Origin of the sequence: uncultured Limosilactobacillus sp. (assembly GCF_934202705.1) — a bacterium.
GTDB lineage: Bacteria > Bacillota > Bacilli > Lactobacillales > Lactobacillaceae > Limosilactobacillus.
The window spans coordinates 103,661-119,666 of sequence record NZ_CAKPYE010000004.1 but is presented as its reverse complement, the minus strand read 5'-3'; the positions used below and the strand labels follow the sequence as shown (position 1 = coordinate 119,666).

Here is a 16,006-nt window from a genome sequence, read left to right as displayed (position 1 = left end):
ATTTTACAAGAGTTCAGCAAAAACGTCCTCATTTTGGTTTAAGAATTCATCTCCTGCATGAATCTTAGTCAACTTAATTCCATCAAGAGAACGTTGCATTAATCCGTCAATATCAAGCACTTTTTCGTACTTCTCAGCTCGATCAATCCGTGGCTTCGTCTTCGGCGAAGGCGGTGTGAAAACTGTACAACAATCTTCATATGGCAAGATAGACAAATCATACGTATCAATATCTTCCGCGATTTTAATAATTTCCGTTTTATCGTATGACAAGACCGGACGCAAAACTGGTAAATTAGTTACTGCCTCAATTGTCCGCATACTTTCCATTGTTTGGGAAGCAACTTGACCAAGGGATTCACCATTAAAAATTGCCAATCCCTTCCGCCGCTTAGCGATTTCAACCGCTAATCGCAACATAAACCGACGTTGGATCGTCATTAGGTAACCTTCTGGAACCTTTTCCTTCACGGTCTCCTGAATTTCCGTAAATGGCACCTCAATAAAGTTAATACTTCCACAGTAATGAGCTAACTTACCAGTTAATTCTTTAGCCTTCGCCAGCGCTTGTTCACTAGTATACGGTGGACTATAGAAGTGAACCATTTCCAACGAAACTCCACGTTTAAGCGCAAGGTATGCTGCTACAGGTGAATCAATTCCGCCAGAAAGCATCATCATTCCTTTACCAGCAGTACCAACCGGCAATCCACCTGCGCCCTTGATGACTTCACTGCTCAAATAAATCCCGTCTAAGCGAATGTCAACCCAAACGGTAATGTCTGGATGATGGACATCTACGGTTAATAAATCCCCAAAGTTATCAAGAATATAGCCTCCCAACTCACGATTCATCTGGAAAGTATCCATCTCAAAATGGTGGTCACTTCGTCTGGTTTCAACTTTGAAAGTCGCTGGTTTATTAACTTGATCTGTTAACATCATTTGTGCAGCCTTGCAAACTGCTTGATAATCTTTAGCAACTTTAATCACTGGTGAAAATGTTTGAATCCCAAAAACTTTTTTTAAATGATTCATTACTTGACTACTATCAGCACCATTTAAAATGACGTGAAGTCGATCTGGATTCGGATGGACCTTAACTTCTGGAAACTTATGGAGCGCATCTCGAACGTTAGTCCCTAATCGATCAATAAAGTGACGTTTATTCCGGCCCTTTGTTGAAAGTTCGCCGTAGCGAACCATAATTTCATCGTATTGCATAGCCGCCTCCTAATCTAAAATCTTTTTAAAACCTGCATATATTTCATCAAACACCTGGTTGAACTGTTCTGCTTCTGCGAATGTATTTTGATCTCCCAGACTGACCCGAACAGCACATTCCGCAATTTTTTGCGGGACTCTCATAGCTGATAAAGTACTTGTTTCCGTGTCTTTTTTCGATGAACATGCACTCGTTGTTGAAAGGTAGATTCCACGATTTTCAAAAGCATGAACGACCGTTTCCCCTCGAACACCAACAATTGCAAAACAAAGAATATGGGGAGCAAATCCTTCCTTCTTAGAAAAGATTTTGACGTGATCAAATTCTGTGAGATGTTTCATAATCCGTTGCTTAATTTGTTTTTCTCTTTGGACAGTTTTAGTTTCATGTTCTTTCATCAGTCGAATAGCTTTAGCCATCGCTGCATCACCAGGGGTATTCTCCGTTCCACCACGAAGCCCCTGCTCTTGTCCACCACCATCAATTAGTGGCATTAACTGTCTACCATTCCGTTTATAAACGAACCCTGTCCCTCGCGGAGCATGAAATTTATGTCCTGAAAAAGTTGCAAAGTCAACGCGATCACTAAAGACAACCTCATCAAGGCCCTTCCCGATTGCTTGAACTGCATCAACCATAAAGTGAATCCGCGGATAGTGTTTAAGAATCTCACCAATCTCTTGAATTGGTTGAATTGTCCCAATTTCATTATTGACCGCCATAATTGAAACCATAATTGTATCAGTACGGATCGCCTTTTGAACATCTACCGGATTAACTCGACCTTCTTCATCAACCGGTAAATAAGTTACATCAAAACCCATTTCTTCTAACTGATGCATTGAATTCCGCACGGCGGCATGTTCAACCGAACTAGTAATAATGTGCTTGCCGAATTGACGCTTAGCTAATGCTGTTCCCTTAATGACCCAATTATCGCCTTCACTTCCACCGCTTGTAAAAATAATTTCACTTGGTTGGACACCAAATAAATCAGCAATTTGTCGCCGTGATTGCTGTAACAAATTCCATGATAATTCACCAAGCTCATGTAAACTAGAAGGGTTCCCCCAAATTTTCTGACTAACCGTCGTATAGGTTGCCAAAGCTTCTGAACTAATTTGGGTCGTTGCACTGTTATCAAAATAGATCAAGCTTATTTCCCCTTTTCAATCACAAAATTTCTAATCATCGTTTGATTATAACAGACATTACTTACTAATGATAACTAAAAAGCGATTTCTTCACGTGTTAATGGATATTCACAGGAAGCAACCGCTTTTCATTCACAATTTAGTCTTTCATTTGTTCATAGTAATCTTTTTCTAATCGCTTAAATGATCCAGCTTCTGTTTCTTCTAGCGCCGTACCAATCGTTTCTAATGCTGCTGAATATTCATGACGATCGAACAACGATTGCGCTTTTTGAATACTAGCATCAATCGTTTCATTTGTCGTACTCAACCGATTAGCATATTGGATCATCCGTTCCGTTAACGCTGCACTATCACGTAAATTATCAGTTTTATCATGTAATGTTTCTAAATCTTCTTGAACAATTAATAATTGCTTAGTAATGTCTTCCATATTAATTTGTGGCTGATTCATTGCCGTTGATAACTTACTGATTTCATCACTAACAACAAAGAAATAGTCAAGATAATCCTGTGGAATCCCAGGCAGATTCAAGTTTTCAACCCGACGCTTAGTTGTTCGGATATCCGTTACAAACCGTTGCAATGCTTTTTGAGCACGCTGTTCATCTTCCTGGAGACCAGCAACACCGTCATTAATCGTTTTTTGTTGTTGCTCAATTTCCGACAAGCTTTTTTCAATATCTTGTTGCCGTTGCCATACTTCACTAAAGATCGCCAGATGCTTTTGAAGCATTTTTTGATCGTCCTGACATTGCTTATCAATATCCTTTAGTTGCTCATCTAGTTGGCGGGTATCTGAGATTTCATCATTATTCAATGTGTAGCTATTGCTCAACCGTTGTAGTTCAGTCATCAGTGTTTGATTTTGCTTCTGCGCATGTGCTAAATGAGCCGTCAATTTAGGTTGAGTCTTTTCTACAAATGGCTTAGCATCCAGCTCTTTCTGCATCAACTCATATAGACGATCAATTTCTTGAGTTAATTTTTGATTAGCGTTTTTAACTGGCGCAACATTTAGATTGGTTAGCTTTTTTAACGCCATTTGACGTTCTTTTTCCAATTTTTCAACCTGTTGATCAATATCATCCTCAGTAAAATGATAACCTTGATCCACTAATTGTTGGTATCCGCTTTGTAACTCTTTTAATTGATCAGGAAAAACTGCATACAAGGGACGATAAAGACTTGGAATTTCTTCCATTAAATGTTTGAATGCTGCTGTTCGTTCTTCTAAATCATTAAGCAACTCTTGCGCAGCTTCATGATCCCCCTTGCGAGCAATGTCAGCAAAGTGCTCGTACTTTTTCTCTAAATTAACTAACCGATTCTGTAGTTCATTTTTACTTTCACCATAGTCAAAAGACTTTTCATCCAACGTCCGACCAAATTGATTATATTGTTGACGTAATTCTTTTATGGCATTTTCCTGTGCTTTAACAGCTTGGTCAAGCTGCTGAATCTGGCGTTGCAAATTTTCCTGAACGTTAGTTAATGTGGTGACTAATGAACGCAACTGATTAACTTGCTGATTGGTACTAAATACGCTTGTCCCATGTAAATTAGTTTGAATCGTTTTGACTAGTTTTTGAGCTTCCTGATATGTACCGACAAAATTTTCATCATATTCTTGACGTAATTCTGTAAATTTTTTCAGAGACTCTCCCATTAACCCTTCTAAACGATTCTTTGCTAACTCCTTCGCTAATCTATCAGCATCAAAATTTTGTAATTGGTGATCAAGTTCTTTGACCACTGTATTAATTCGCCGTTGATAAAAAAAGATAATTGCTAACACAATCAACGCAATAATTAAAATACCAACTAAAATTTGCAACATAATTATTAAACCCACCTAAAATCGTAACCAAATTATTTAAAGTTTTCAAAACATTATATCGTTTCAAATTATATCATATAATGAGCATTCTTTTTACAGCTTTTGTTGGTAATCTGGGACCCGTCCATATTTTATCAGCCGTCTTTGCCAAGTTTCCATTGACGACTTCAACTTCAATATAGTATGATATTCGTTGTGTAAAATAATGCAGCAGTAAGGAGCAAGCTCGTCAACATAGTGATGCCAAAATGGTGTTTCTAGTAACCCGGCTGCGAGGGTGAACGATCCAATCACTATGCACGAATGTGACCTTACAATCGGATTATTTTACTCCAACTATAAATATTGGAGGAATTTTTTATGTCACGTTATACAGGTCCAAGTTGGCGTTTATCTCGTCGTCTTGGTGTTTCACTTTCAGGTACTGGTAAGGAATTAGCACGTCGTCCATACGCTCCTGGTGACCATGGTAATGATCGTCGGGGTAGCCTTTCTGAATATGGTACGCAGCTTCGTGAAAAGCAAAAGTTACGTTTCATGTACGGTTTGACTGAACGTCAATTCCGGAACCTTTTCAAACGCGCTGGTAAGATCAATGAAGGTACTCACGGTACTAACTTCATGGTCCTCTTGGAACGTCGTTTGGATAACATGGTTTACCGTTTAGGGTTAGCTACTACTCGTCGTCAAGCACGTCAATTAGTTAACCACGGTCATATTACCGTTGATGGCAAGCGAGTTGACATTCCTTCATATGAAGTATCCGTTGACCAAGTAATCGGCGTTCGTGAAAAGTCCAAAGATTTAGACATTATCAAGAACGCGGTTGAAGCTGTGGTTGCACGTCCTTCATATGTTGAGTTCGATGCTGATAAGCTTGAAGGAAAGCTTGTTCGTCTTCCAGCACGTGAAGATATGAACGCTGATATTGATGAAGCTCTAATCGTTGAATTCTACAACAAGCTTTAATCGTCATATATCCATATCAAAAAGATCGGGATTTCTTCTCGATCTTTTTTGTTACAATAGTTTTAATTAAAAGGAGTAACAATCACATGAATGCAGATCAATCAGATATGAAACAGCGAATTCAAAATGGTATTTATGGTTCTCCTAAAATCAAGCCAGATGAACAACGTCATTATCTAGGCACCTTTCGTGAACGGGTTTGGTTAACAATTAGTGTTGTTGAAGCCAAACAACATGACTGGTCGACAGCACTCCAAAAGGAATTATCACTTCATCCGGATAGTTTAGTGATCATTAACGGTAATTTGGATGACTCATTGACCCGTAATTATCTAACCGTTGCCAGTTCTGCAAATGTCCAATTTACAGTCAAAACTGGTACTGACATTAAGACTGATGATAATGCATTGGCAGTCATTGTTACAGATCATCGGGCAGTTTATCAAACACCCGTAGATGTCGCCCAAAAATATGATAATCTCAAGATTGAACAGCCTAATCACCAGAAACCGCAGCAATCGTTTTTCAGAAAATTATTTCACTTTTAAAAAAGGAGGAAATCTAGTGGAACCATTAGCATATCGAATGCGTCCACGAACAATTGAAGAAATTGTTGGACAACAGCACTTGGTTGGTCCGGGAAAAATCATTTGGCGAATGGTTCAAGCCAAAATGCTTTCTTCAATGATCCTATATGGGCCTCCTGGTACCGGTAAAACTAGCATTGCTAGCGCAATTGCTGGTTCAACCAAATACGCTTTCCGTAAATTAAATGCCGCAACTGATTCTAAAAAAGATCTTCAAGTTGTTGCGGAAGAAGCTAAAATGAGTGGTACCGTCATTCTTCTATTAGACGAAATTCACCGTTTAGATAAAGCCAAGCAAGATTTTCTCCTACCTCACTTAGAAAACGGGCGGATCATTCTCATTGGGGCAACAACCGAAAATCCATATATTAACATTAATCCAGCCATCCGGAGCCGAACACAAATTTTTGAAGTTCATCCACTGACAACCGACGAAATGCGCGTGGCAGTTGAACGAGCACTGAAAGATTCCAAACGTGGCCTAGGCAAGCTCCCGATTAAATTAGATCCAGATGCTGAAACTCAATTATTGAATGCTACTAATGGTGATTTGCGAAGTGCATTAAATGGTTTGGAACTGGCAGCAAAGTCAACAGCATTAAATACTAATGGCGAAATTCACATAACACTGCCTATTATTGAGGAAAGTGTCCAAAAACGTAGTTTGCTGGCTGATAAAAACGGTGATGGTCACTACGATACAGTTTCCGCTTTTCAAAAATCCATCCGTGGCAGTGACGTTGACGCCGCATTGCATTATCTTGCACGGCTGGTTGAATCAGGTGACTTACCAAGTATTGCTCGTCGACTGAGTGTGATTGCATATGAGGACGTTGGTCTAGCCAATCCACCTGCGTGTGAACGGACAATCTTAGCAATCCAAGCTGCGGAACGCTTAGGTTTCCCTGAGGGGCGAATTCCGCTTGCCAATGCTGTCATTGAACTTTGTCTATCACCAAAATCCAACTCCGCCATTACTGCCATCGATGCGGCATTAACCCGCCTTCATCAGGGGCACTATGGCAGTATCCCTAATCATCTTAAAGATGCGCATTATCAGGGTGCCAAAAAACTTGGTCATGGCAATGACTACAAGTATCCCCATAACTATCCAGAAGATTGGGTACAACAGCAATACTTACCTTCCGCAATTAAAAATGACCAGTATTATCATCCCAAACAAAACGGGCGCTTTGAATCAGCCTATGCTAAACAGTATCAAAGGTTGCGAAAAGCGCAAGGGAAACAAGCTTAATTGCACATCGTTTCATATTATGCTACTCTTTAGTTAAGAGGAATCTATTGTGTACGCTTTGTTCATTTCACAGGTTTGCCTTACAACCATTTTGTATCGGGATCAGCGTTAACACAATGGCCAACATGCCCTTTCATTCGGTAGTTGAAAATTGTGCACCAGATCCCACCTGTCTTAACTACAGGTCAACACTGTCGAACAGATAACGGCATAAACGGAGACCTCCGTACATAAAAAAGGTAGCTGAAAATTACATTTTCGGCTACCTTTTTTATTAACTTCCCTCAGCGTTTCTTTACGTATATTACAAATATGGTGTAAAATAATGGTAACAAATGTACAGGAGGTTGTTATCATGGTTGTACAACAATATCGGCGAATTTTAGTTCCGGTTGATGGATCTGAAGAAGCAGAATTAGCTTTCAAAAAATCCGTTGCGGTTGCTAAACGTAACGGTAACGATACTGAGCTTCATTTACTCCACGTTATTGATACTCGAGCTTTCCAAAATATTTCTAGTTTTGATAGTTCAATGGTTGAACAAGTCACTAAGACTGCTAAGAAAACCCTCGACGAATACGTTGATTATGCAAAGAAACAAGGAGTTGCCAAAGTTAGTTACACAATTGAATACGGTGCACCTAAAACTATTATTGCCCGTGATGTTCCACAAAAGCTGAATGCCGACCTCATTATGATTGGTGCGACTGGTCTTAACGCGGTTGAACGAATTTTAATTGGTTCAGTTACTGAATTCGTCACCAGGACTGCCGTTTGTGATGTCATGGTTATCCGGACTGATCTGGATAACAAACCTGTTTCAGTTCCTAAGAAGTAAATTCGTTATTCCCATAATTGAAAGAGGATAGCAAAGTTGATAATAACTTTGCTATCCTCTTTTTTCTATCCAGTTACCCAATCTTCTTCACTAACTCTTGATCATCAGCAGCAATTGCCACATTCCGTGCAATAGTCATTGAATCTTTTGCAGCTTGTCGTTGGCCACCAACGATTTGAGCTTTGGCAATCAAATAATAATAATTATCTAACAAGAAAAATGACTCATTTTCTCGACAAATCTTAATCCCTCGCTGTGCCATTACAATAGCATCTTTCCATTGTTTTAAACTAATATAAAGTTCAGCAATGTTGCGATAAATAACTTGCCACTGCCGTTGACCACCAGTCATTTGTTTTTCATCAATCAAGCTAACCGCTCTTTGAACAAATTTCAGTGCGCGTGCCTGGTTGTTCAATTTCTCATAAGCCATCGCCATGCCAACAGTCGTTAACGCCCAGTAAATGTTTGCGCTCATTGTGGAGAATTGGGTTAAAATCAATTCAAAATTAAAAATCGCATCGTCAATTTGATCTGTTTTCACCTGATACATACCAACTAAGTAATAGTACCGTTGCTTATCAAACTCATTCTCCAGATTCTTTACCTTAATCTTCGCAAGTAATTTCTTTGCTTCTGGAAAGTTCTCATGAACAATCATACCTTCAATTTGATCAAACATCATCGCTAATGAGTTATTATCATCTTCAATAATCTCACTCACATCAATATCCAGTCGTCCACAAATGGCTGTTAAAATATTCATCTTCGGAATCCGATTCTGTTTTTCCATTAAACTAATGGTAGCTTGAGTGCAGATCCCTACAGATAGCGCTGTTTGCGATAGTCCACGCTTTCTTCGAATATTACGTAACTTCTCTCCATTTAACTTCATGCGATCTCCCTCTAAATATTATAGTTTTAACATTATCCTTTGATAATCAAATTCTTTAAATAGTTTCCATTTTCCTCTTTGAATAAATCATTGATAATCTCACTCTTACTAATTTTATACTTATTCTTAGTAAATGTTAATAATGATTGACAACAAATTAATGTTACATTTATTTATCAAGTATTAAATTTTAATGTTATCTCTAGAATAAACAAAACTACAATTATACCAAAGCTAACCGTAGTTTATTTCAATATTAAATTATATTAATTGACTTTCTAATCCAAATCTAATGGTACTCTTTTTTACCAACATGTTCCTCGCCCAGCTCTTTAAAAGAATACTTGATCTTAGATCGGCGATTAAATTCTTGAATTCCTAATTCAATGAGCTTATCAATTAATGATGAGTAATCAATTCCAGAAACACTCCACATTTGCGGATATAAACTAATATTAGTAAACCCAGGTAAGGTATTAGGTTCACCAAGATATGGCACATCATTTTCATCAACCAAGAAATCTATTCTTGCCAAGCCCTTCATATCAAGAGCTTTGTAAGCCTTTAATGCCATTTCTGTAATTTCATGGGTTAACTTATCTGGAAGGATTACCGGGAGATCAAAAACTACGCCTGAAGCGTCAACAAACTTATTTTCATAATCATAAAAAGCATCACCTTTAGGAACCCTTACTCCACCAAGCTTTGACGCAATTGGTTTTTCATTCCCTAAAATTGAAATCTCAACTTCGCGTGGATTATTGATGGCTTGCTCAACCAGCACTTTATAATCATAAGTAAACGCATCATCCAAAGCAGCCGCATATTCTTTTTCGCTGGTAACCTTGTGAATACCAACTGATGATCCTTGCTTTGCAGGCTTTACAAATACCGTCGCACCTAATTCATTGACAATTGCTTGCCAAGTATATTGACCACGATTTTCTGGTGTTACTAACACGTAAGGGGTGTTGCGAACTCCTGCTAAATCTAAGATGCGCTTTGTATAGTCCTTGTCAAAGGATAATGCACTTGCTGTAATCCCAGATCCAACATACGGTTTTTTCAGGAGCCGAAAAAGCCCTTGGACAGTTCCGTCCTCTCCTAAATTACCATGGATTACCGGGAAGAAGAAATCAATCGGTCCGGCATGCCGTAAAGCCTCTAATGGAGCCAGTGGTGATTCCAAATCCATTTGAGCATATGCTTCTTTCACAACCTGATCTTCAGGTTCTCCATTAAAAATCCTTTGTGAGGCTTCATTGTCTAATAAAATACCATCCTTGGTAAACATAAAGACTTTCACATTGTATTTATTTTTATCCATGCCATCGTAAATGTTATGAGCCGAACGTTTTGAGACATCGTGCTCAGATGAATTGCCACCAAACAGGAGCGCAATATTCAACTTTTTTACCGTCATAAAAATACCACCTATTATATTGTTTATTTTAACCGAGTATCAGTGTACATTTTCCTGAATTTTAAGTATACCATACTAATAATTGATTGGACATCATCAGTCATAATTAATCGTTAACAATTGCCTTCATCACTTTTTCTGGCAAATCGCCTTCCATTATTAAGCTCTGCATAAGCCGACGAAAATTAAATAGCTTAATCCATTGTTCTTTCGAATATGGGTTAAAATTATTCAACTCTTTCCGCCACAGCTGGAGTTGGTAAATAAAAAAGTCTTGATATAACTGATGTTGTTTGAATAATTTCAAAAGAAAGGTCGCAATATCTTCATTCTCCCCCATTGAAAATGAAGTGCGAGTTTTCTTATAGCCCTCTACCAAAGTCGCCATTAAAAAAATTTTGTCGCCTCGCACTAACTCATCATGTTCAGCTAGTTCGTGATTAAGGTTGGCCATCCCAGTAAACATATGTACCCAACCAACACCACCGACAAATCCACGGGTATCGCGTTCCAATAGAGGTAAAACTCCCACAATATTTAAAAAATCAGTAATTTCGTCTTGAGTTAAAAAGAAATAACCAGAACGATCCGCAATTAAAATTAACCGTAAGATATTAATCGCAATGGAACGCCCAAATGCTGCTTGATTGGTTGGCTCGTCAATGTGGTCTAATAAAACTGTCGGCTGACTAAAATGATGAAAAAGCCTTTGCAACTGCTCAGTTGTAATTAAGTTATTCTCAAGCGCAGTTTCGACTGCAACTAACATCAGCCGTCGAAAAGTTATTAACTTAGTTCCAGCAAATTTAAAAATCACATTCAACAATTCATCATTAACTTGAGGATGATGTCCATCTTGAACCTCGCCAACAAAATCTGCCATAATTTGCTGGTCATGAGATTGCGGCTCAGTAATGTTAACCGGAGTACGTCCTACACGCTTGGCACGATCGATTAACTCATCAATCTGTGGAATCACATTTAAATATGTCTCACCACTAATTAATTGTTGATGCAAAGCTGCTACTTTTGCTTGAATTTCTGCAATATCCTTTTTTTTCATTTGTCCCACCTTAATAACAACAAGAAGGTCTAAACCTTACACAGATTCAGACCTTGTCATCGCTTAATCTTTTAGTTTTAAAAGCCAATCATGACTGGTTAACAGTCGACTGTTGAGGCCAGCAACTTTATCATTCACGCTGATAACTTCACCACTCAAAGGGATTTTGCTCGTTCCAATCCAATTGGTAGCCTCAATACCGATACATGGCATTCCTTGAACAAGCTGAGCTCCAGTATTCGGAAGATCCAAAAAGATGAGTTGTCCTAATTCGTCCAGTGCTTGTTGAGTAAACTTTAAAACTAATTGTTCTCCTTGAACTTTAATCAACCAAGGATTTTCAAACTTAATCATCGAATCACCTAGTGAAATTCTTGATTACTACTAAACATGTATGAGTGATGATGATAACGCATCGACATAATCATTCCAATCCCAATGAGGTTTCCAATCAGTGAAGATCCCCCTGCTGAAATAAATGGTAATGGAATCCCCGTTAACGGAAGTAAGCCAATATTCATCCCAATATTTTCAAAGACGTGGAAAAGAATCATCATAATGACTCCCGTTGAAACGTAGGCATAAAATTCATTTTTAGTATCAAAAGTCACCCGAATCATTAAATAGATTAGTAATAAGTATAGTAAAATCAATAAAATACTGCCTAAGAAGCCAAAATTTTCACCAATTACTGAAAAAATCATATCAGATTCGCGAACTGGAACATAAACGTGAGAATTATTAAAGCCAGTTCCCATAATTCCACCGGAACCAACCGCTTTAATACTTTGCCATAATTGATACCCCTGATTTGTTGTGTCCTTAGCAGGGTTTAGCCACGTATCAACTCGATCAAATTGATATGCTTGAAAGCCAACATGTTCCAAAATTCTTCGCCCTACTGAACTGGTAACCATTAGTAAAACTGATCCACCAATTACAACAGCACCAGCTGCCACCGGAGCGATAATTTTCCAAGTCACTCCTGATACTAAAATCATCCCAGCAAAAATGGCACAGAACACTAATGCAGTCCCAAAGTCATTTTGCAACTTCAATGAAATCAGTACTGGCAATAACCAAAGCACCATCGTACCAATTAATTGCCAGTCATTTTTCACTGTGTGAATTACATACTCGCTATTATGAGTCGTGATTACCCGTCCCATCATAAGAATATAAGCCGGTTTCATAATTTCCGAAGGTTGAAATGTAAATGGTCCAACCGCAAACCAGCTTTTGGCACCAGTACTGGCATAATACGATCGACTATAAAAAACCAAAATGGCATACATCAAGAAAATTCCAATCCAGTATGCCACTGGCGCTATCTTCCACAGTTGTTCGGAATCAAACTGCATAATAACGACCACTAAGATCGTCCCAATAACATACCATGCTAGTTGAGTTACCACTTGGCGTACTACACTCACCTGTTGACGGTCATGAGTCCCAGCAACATAAATCGAGGCTAATCCAATCAACGCTAATAGCAATACACAAAAGATAATTCCCCAGTCGATCCGCGACTCAATGTCTTCGTTTTGCGAACGTTGCATGTCGAGTCAACTTCCTTTCTCTTTGCTAATAATTAGCGTTGATGTAAGTGGTATTGCTGTAGAATTGTCTCCAAGCCTTCCTCTTGTGATTGGACGATAAATTCTTGATTACCACTAAATAAAATTGCTTTAAAACGGCTCTCTTCGGTTACAACTTCGCCAATCAGTTGTTTACCAATAAACACTTGTTGAATTGGCTGATGATTCCGCTCAAGATCTTTTACGTTCACTTCAATATTTTTTTCTCTTTTAGCCACTTTGTCACCTTTACCTAATTAGTTATGTTTAAAAGTAAAATGAAGTGGTACGGGATCTATGCCACCCTTCGCTAACGGATGGCAACGCATTATTCGAGCAATTCCTAATAAAACGCCCTTGATACCAAAACGTTGGATTGCCTGAATCATGTATTCAGAACAAGTCGGCTCAAATCGACAAACTCGATAAGCCCGCTTAGTAGAAATGCTTTTTTGATACCAGCGCACCACTTCAATTAACCAGTTTGCCATTACTTTTTTCTGGAGAACCAGCTGGATTTGGCTCCACTATTATTAGCGTCTTTTTGCATTCGTTCCAGCATTTCTCCAGCACCCTTGGCCACATTATCTAGCGGATCTTGAGAAACCACTACCGGAACCTTCAAGTTATCACTGAAGAGTTGATCAATTCCGCTCAATAGAGAGGTTCCTCCAGTCAGCATAATTCCCCGATCAATAATATCACTAGCTAATTCCGGTGGAACTGTTTCCAAAACAGAAATTGCCGCCTTCACAATCTGCTGAAGCGTATCATGCAATGCCTCTTCAATTTCATTTTCATCTGTTTCAATTTGCCGTGGCATTCCGCTAGTGACATCACGTCCACGAACATCCATCTTCTTGGGAGCATCCACTTTAAGAGCAGTCCCTAGCTTGATCTTAATTTGTTCAGCAGTATGTTCACCAATAACCAGTCCATGATGGTCTTTAATGTAATTGGCAATATCGGCATTCAGCTTATCACCCGCCATTCGAATTGACCGGCTGGTAACAATATCACCCAACGACAACACCGCAATATCACAGGTTCCGCCACCCATATCAATAACCATATTACCGCTTGGCTTAAAAATATCTAAGCCAGCACCAATGGCTGCAACCTTTGGTTCATATTCTAAATAAACCTTACCGCCACCAGATTGTTCTGCAGCCTGAATAATGGCTTTTCTTTCAATTTCAGTAATGTTAGTTGGCGCACAAATCATAATATTGGGTTTAGACATTACCCCTTTGACACTTAATTTGCCAATAAAGTAAGTCAGCATTTCTTGGGTAACATCAAAGTCAGAAATCACCCCACTCTTTAATGGACGAATCGCCCGAATATTACTAGGTGTTCGACCAACCATTCGGTAGGCTTCAGAACCAACAGCTAATACTTTGTTAGTGTTAGTATCAATGGCCACTACCGAAGGTTCATTCAGAACAATTCCCTTTCCTTGAACGTAAATTAGAACATTGGCTGTACCAAGATCAATTCCAATATCTTTTGCCATAGTTTTCTCCTTTAATCATAAATAAATCGTTTGATATTATACCACAACCCTACCAGCAATGTTGATTGATAACTGTGCCTAGACCGGACTTATTCAAAATTTAACTCCATCTTAGCGCCAAGTTCAATAAGACGATCAATCAAATGGACAAAACTTCCTCCTGCAACTTCTGCCGGGTTAATCGTAGTGACTTGATCAGCTACTAACGCATTCAATAAAGCTAGTAAACCCGTAACTGGTAAATTCGCCGTCACGAGAGCAGGATAATGCTTAAATGGTCCCTGAATAGCTAAACAATTATCTTGAAAATTTAATTGATTCTGATCATCGTTCACCGCACACCCAAGAATCTCCAGTTGCCGTTTTGAAAAACCAGCGATTTTTGTTGTTCCCTGCGTAACCATTTGAAGAGCCAGTAGCGCAATCTGTGCATATAAACCATTGTGCACAAAAAAATGCTTCGACATATCTACCGGCAATTGAAATTTGGTACCAATAATTCGGATCCCATTACGTTGCACAATAACTGTATTGCCCATTTGTTCTAGCTGAGTGATCAATTGACGTAAATGAACCTTACGTGCTCCGTGGATCAAAATATCACCAGCAGTTAAAGCGCCAATGATAAGATAAACACTTGCTTCTTCCTGATCATCCAAAGCATAATAATCCGTTGAATGTAAAAAGGTTACCCCTTGAATCCGTATCGTACTGGTGCCAGCACCATGAACACGTGCTCCCATTTTGTTCAGTATTCTAGCTAATTCAATCACTGCCGGACTACTATAAGGATGATTCAAAACCGTAATGCCTTGCGCCATTGTTGCCGCCATCATTATTGTTAAAGTCGTGGTTAAGGTATCACCTTGCAAATCAATCTTTTTACCAACTAAATGATCCGCCGTAATGTTGACCATTTCTGGAGTCGTTTTGATGTTGGCACCCATCCTAGCAAACAATTCCCCGATTCGGATCATATTCTTCCGATATTCTGAATTTAGTCCGTTATCTACTAATTGAACTTGACCAGTACGCGCCAAAATGGATCCAGCTGCTAACATTTCCTGTCCACTGATCTTAACCGATTCAATATGACGAGTTGTATCCATTTTTAAAACCTGACGATGGCGGTCAAATTCAATCACAACATTCAGTGATTGGAGGAATCGATTCATTGCTACAACATTAGCGGTCGCTGGTACATTATCAATAATTACCGTGCCATGAGTTGAAAGTAAACTAGCAGCTTGAATCGCCATAATCGTCTGCTGGTCCCCGCTTAATTCAACCTCACCACTCAACGGTTGATGGCCGCGTACCATTAATTTTGTCATCAAATTCCTCCTTAATCACCGTACCATGTTCAGTAGTCCGTGCAAAACTATAAAGAATTCTGCAAAGAAAGAGCCACTCGCATATCCAATTGTAGTAGAAATTAAAACAATTAATGCTGGTAATCCCTGCGGTGGATGACGAAAAAAAGTATCTAAGTGAAACGACTGAATTGCACGAAAAGCAATAATCGTAAATGTTAACTGTAAAATTAATGTTAATACTGACTGCATGCCATTGTACTGCATTTGGCGCCTCCTCAATTAAATTATCTTACCATATTCATAGTGAATGCCGATCCAGCTAAACAAAGCTTAATTTTATATTAAAAA

At 38.8% G+C, this 16,006-nt stretch carries 17 protein-coding genes; 4 read left to right on the top strand and 13 right to left on the bottom strand.

Annotated elements, in window-relative coordinates:
* Nucleotides 1-3: 3 nt before the first annotated feature.
* From thiI to ezrA, 3 genes are all read right to left on the bottom strand, one after another.
* The gene (gene thiI, locus Q0C76_RS03685; RefSeq protein ID WP_295729839.1) at nt 4-1,224 is read right to left on the bottom strand and encodes a tRNA uracil 4-sulfurtransferase ThiI; all 1,221 of its coding nucleotides are present in this window, start codon (nt 1,222-1,224) and stop codon (nt 4-6) included.
* A gap of 9 nt (nt 1,225-1,233) precedes the next feature.
* Nucleotides 1,234-2,379 (bottom strand): cysteine desulfurase family protein, encoded by a 1,146-nt coding sequence (locus tag Q0C76_RS03680; RefSeq protein ID WP_295729836.1) that lies wholly within the window; start codon nt 2,377-2,379, stop codon nt 1,234-1,236.
* Nucleotides 2,380-2,518: 139 nt separating this feature from the next.
* The gene (gene ezrA, locus Q0C76_RS03675; RefSeq protein ID WP_295729834.1) at nt 2,519-4,219 is read right to left on the bottom strand and encodes a septation ring formation regulator EzrA; all 1,701 of its coding nucleotides are present in this window, start codon (nt 4,217-4,219) and stop codon (nt 2,519-2,521) included.
* 360 nt (nt 4,220-4,579) lie between these two features.
* On the opposite strand from ezrA, the gene rpsD reads away from it, so the two are divergent.
* The 4 genes from rpsD (at nt 4,580) to Q0C76_RS03655 (ending at nt 7,868) form a co-directional block, all read left to right on the top strand.
* On the top strand, nt 4,580-5,188 hold the full coding sequence (rpsD, locus tag Q0C76_RS03670; RefSeq protein WP_295729832.1) for a 30S ribosomal protein S4: 609 nt from the start codon (nt 4,580-4,582) through the stop codon (nt 5,186-5,188).
* 86 nt (nt 5,189-5,274) lie between these two features.
* Nucleotides 5,275-5,736, top strand: a complete 462-nt coding sequence (locus Q0C76_RS03665; protein WP_295729830.1) for a YueI family protein — start codon at nt 5,275-5,277, stop codon at nt 5,734-5,736.
* A 37-nt stretch (nt 5,737-5,773) separates the two neighbouring features.
* Complete coding sequence (locus tag Q0C76_RS03660) at nt 5,774-7,030, top strand: replication-associated recombination protein A (protein ID WP_295729999.1); 1,257 nt, start codon at nt 5,774-5,776, stop codon at nt 7,028-7,030.
* A 355-nt stretch (nt 7,031-7,385) separates the two neighbouring features.
* Entirely contained in the window at nt 7,386-7,868 is a 483-nt protein-coding gene (locus Q0C76_RS03655) for a universal stress protein (RefSeq protein WP_295729828.1), read from the top strand.
* 73 nt (nt 7,869-7,941) lie between these two features.
* On the opposite strand, the gene Q0C76_RS03650 is transcribed toward Q0C76_RS03655, so the two are convergent.
* The 10 genes from Q0C76_RS03650 to Q0C76_RS03605 all read right to left on the bottom strand — a co-directional run bounded on the left by Q0C76_RS03650 (nt 7,942) and on the right by Q0C76_RS03605 (nt 15,922).
* Entirely contained in the window at nt 7,942-8,763 is an 822-nt protein-coding gene (locus Q0C76_RS03650) for a helix-turn-helix domain-containing protein (RefSeq protein ID WP_295729825.1), read from the bottom strand.
* Nucleotides 8,764-9,052: 289 nt separating this feature from the next.
* A complete protein-coding gene (locus Q0C76_RS03645) occupies nt 9,053-10,186 on the bottom strand; it encodes a D-alanine--D-alanine ligase family protein (protein WP_295729822.1) in 1,134 nt (377 codons plus the stop codon).
* A 106-nt stretch (nt 10,187-10,292) separates the two neighbouring features.
* Nucleotides 10,293-11,249: a DUF2785 domain-containing protein gene (locus tag Q0C76_RS03640; RefSeq protein ID WP_295729819.1), complete on the bottom strand. Its 957-nt coding sequence runs from the start codon at nt 11,247-11,249 to the stop codon at nt 10,293-10,295.
* Between the two features lie 63 nt (nt 11,250-11,312).
* Nucleotides 11,313-11,603 carry a hypothetical protein gene (locus Q0C76_RS03635; protein ID WP_295729816.1) on the bottom strand — a complete coding sequence of 97 codons (291 nt, stop codon included), beginning with the start codon at nt 11,601-11,603 and terminating at the stop codon, nt 11,313-11,315.
* Between the two features lie 8 nt (nt 11,604-11,611).
* Entirely contained in the window at nt 11,612-12,808 is a 1,197-nt protein-coding gene (locus Q0C76_RS03630; RefSeq protein ID WP_295729813.1) for an FtsW/RodA/SpoVE family cell cycle protein, read from the bottom strand.
* 32 nt (nt 12,809-12,840) lie between these two features.
* A complete protein-coding gene (locus Q0C76_RS03625) occupies nt 12,841-13,065 on the bottom strand; it encodes a DUF2969 domain-containing protein (RefSeq protein ID WP_295729810.1) in 225 nt (74 codons plus the stop codon).
* Between the two features lie 18 nt (nt 13,066-13,083).
* The gene (gene yidD / locus Q0C76_RS03620) at nt 13,084-13,317 is read right to left on the bottom strand and encodes a membrane protein insertion efficiency factor YidD (RefSeq protein ID WP_295729808.1); all 234 of its coding nucleotides are present in this window, start codon (nt 13,315-13,317) and stop codon (nt 13,084-13,086) included.
* Nucleotides 13,317-14,342 (bottom strand): rod shape-determining protein, encoded by a 1,026-nt coding sequence (locus tag Q0C76_RS03615; protein ID WP_295729806.1) that lies wholly within the window; start codon nt 14,340-14,342, stop codon nt 13,317-13,319. The genes yidD and Q0C76_RS03615 overlap by 1 nt, the downstream gene beginning before the upstream one ends.
* 89 nt (nt 14,343-14,431) lie before the next feature.
* A complete protein-coding gene (locus Q0C76_RS03610) occupies nt 14,432-15,676 on the bottom strand; it encodes a hypothetical protein (protein ID WP_295729804.1) in 1,245 nt (414 codons plus the stop codon).
* 15 nt (nt 15,677-15,691) lie between these two features.
* Nucleotides 15,692-15,922: a DUF1146 domain-containing protein gene (locus Q0C76_RS03605; RefSeq protein ID WP_295729802.1), complete on the bottom strand. Its 231-nt coding sequence runs from the start codon at nt 15,920-15,922 to the stop codon at nt 15,692-15,694.
* Nucleotides 15,923-16,006 lie beyond the last annotated feature (84 nt).

What these genes read in the sequence shown, in the direction of transcription:
- thiI (WP_295729839.1), bottom strand. Translation starts at nt 1,224, where the DNA reads ATGCAATACGATGAAATTATGGTTCGCTACGGCGAACTTTCAACAAAG.
- ezrA (WP_295729834.1), bottom strand. Translation starts at nt 4,219, where the DNA reads ATGTTGCAAATTTTAGTTGGTATTTTAATTATTGCGTTGATTGTGTTA.
- rpsD (WP_295729832.1), top strand. Translation starts at nt 4,580, where the DNA reads ATGTCACGTTATACAGGTCCAAGTTGGCGTTTATCTCGTCGTCTTGGT.
- Q0C76_RS03665 (WP_295729830.1), top strand. Translation starts at nt 5,275, where the DNA reads ATGAATGCAGATCAATCAGATATGAAACAGCGAATTCAAAATGGTATT.
- Q0C76_RS03660 (WP_295729999.1), top strand. Translation starts at nt 5,774, where the DNA reads ATGCGTCCACGAACAATTGAAGAAATTGTTGGACAACAGCACTTGGTT.
- Q0C76_RS03655 (WP_295729828.1), top strand. Translation starts at nt 7,386, where the DNA reads ATGGTTGTACAACAATATCGGCGAATTTTAGTTCCGGTTGATGGATCT.
- Q0C76_RS03650 (WP_295729825.1), bottom strand. Translation starts at nt 8,763, where the DNA reads ATGAAGTTAAATGGAGAGAAGTTACGTAATATTCGAAGAAAGCGTGGA.
- Q0C76_RS03645 (WP_295729822.1), bottom strand. Translation starts at nt 10,186, where the DNA reads ATGACGGTAAAAAAGTTGAATATTGCGCTCCTGTTTGGTGGCAATTCA.
- Q0C76_RS03640 (WP_295729819.1), bottom strand. Translation starts at nt 11,249, where the DNA reads ATGAAAAAAAAGGATATTGCAGAAATTCAAGCAAAAGTAGCAGCTTTG.
- Q0C76_RS03635 (WP_295729816.1), bottom strand. Translation starts at nt 11,603, where the DNA reads ATGATTAAGTTTGAAAATCCTTGGTTGATTAAAGTTCAAGGAGAACAA.
- Q0C76_RS03630 (WP_295729813.1), bottom strand. Translation starts at nt 12,808, where the DNA reads ATGCAACGTTCGCAAAACGAAGACATTGAGTCGCGGATCGACTGGGGA.
- yidD (WP_295729808.1), bottom strand. Translation starts at nt 13,317, where the DNA reads ATGGCAAACTGGTTAATTGAAGTGGTGCGCTGGTATCAAAAAAGCATT.
- Q0C76_RS03615 (WP_295729806.1), bottom strand. Translation starts at nt 14,342, where the DNA reads ATGGCAAAAGATATTGGAATTGATCTTGGTACAGCCAATGTTCTAATT.
- Q0C76_RS03610 (WP_295729804.1), bottom strand. Translation starts at nt 15,676, where the DNA reads ATGACAAAATTAATGGTACGCGGCCATCAACCGTTGAGTGGTGAGGTT.
- Q0C76_RS03605 (WP_295729802.1), bottom strand. Translation starts at nt 15,922, where the DNA reads ATGCAGTACAATGGCATGCAGTCAGTATTAACATTAATTTTACAGTTA.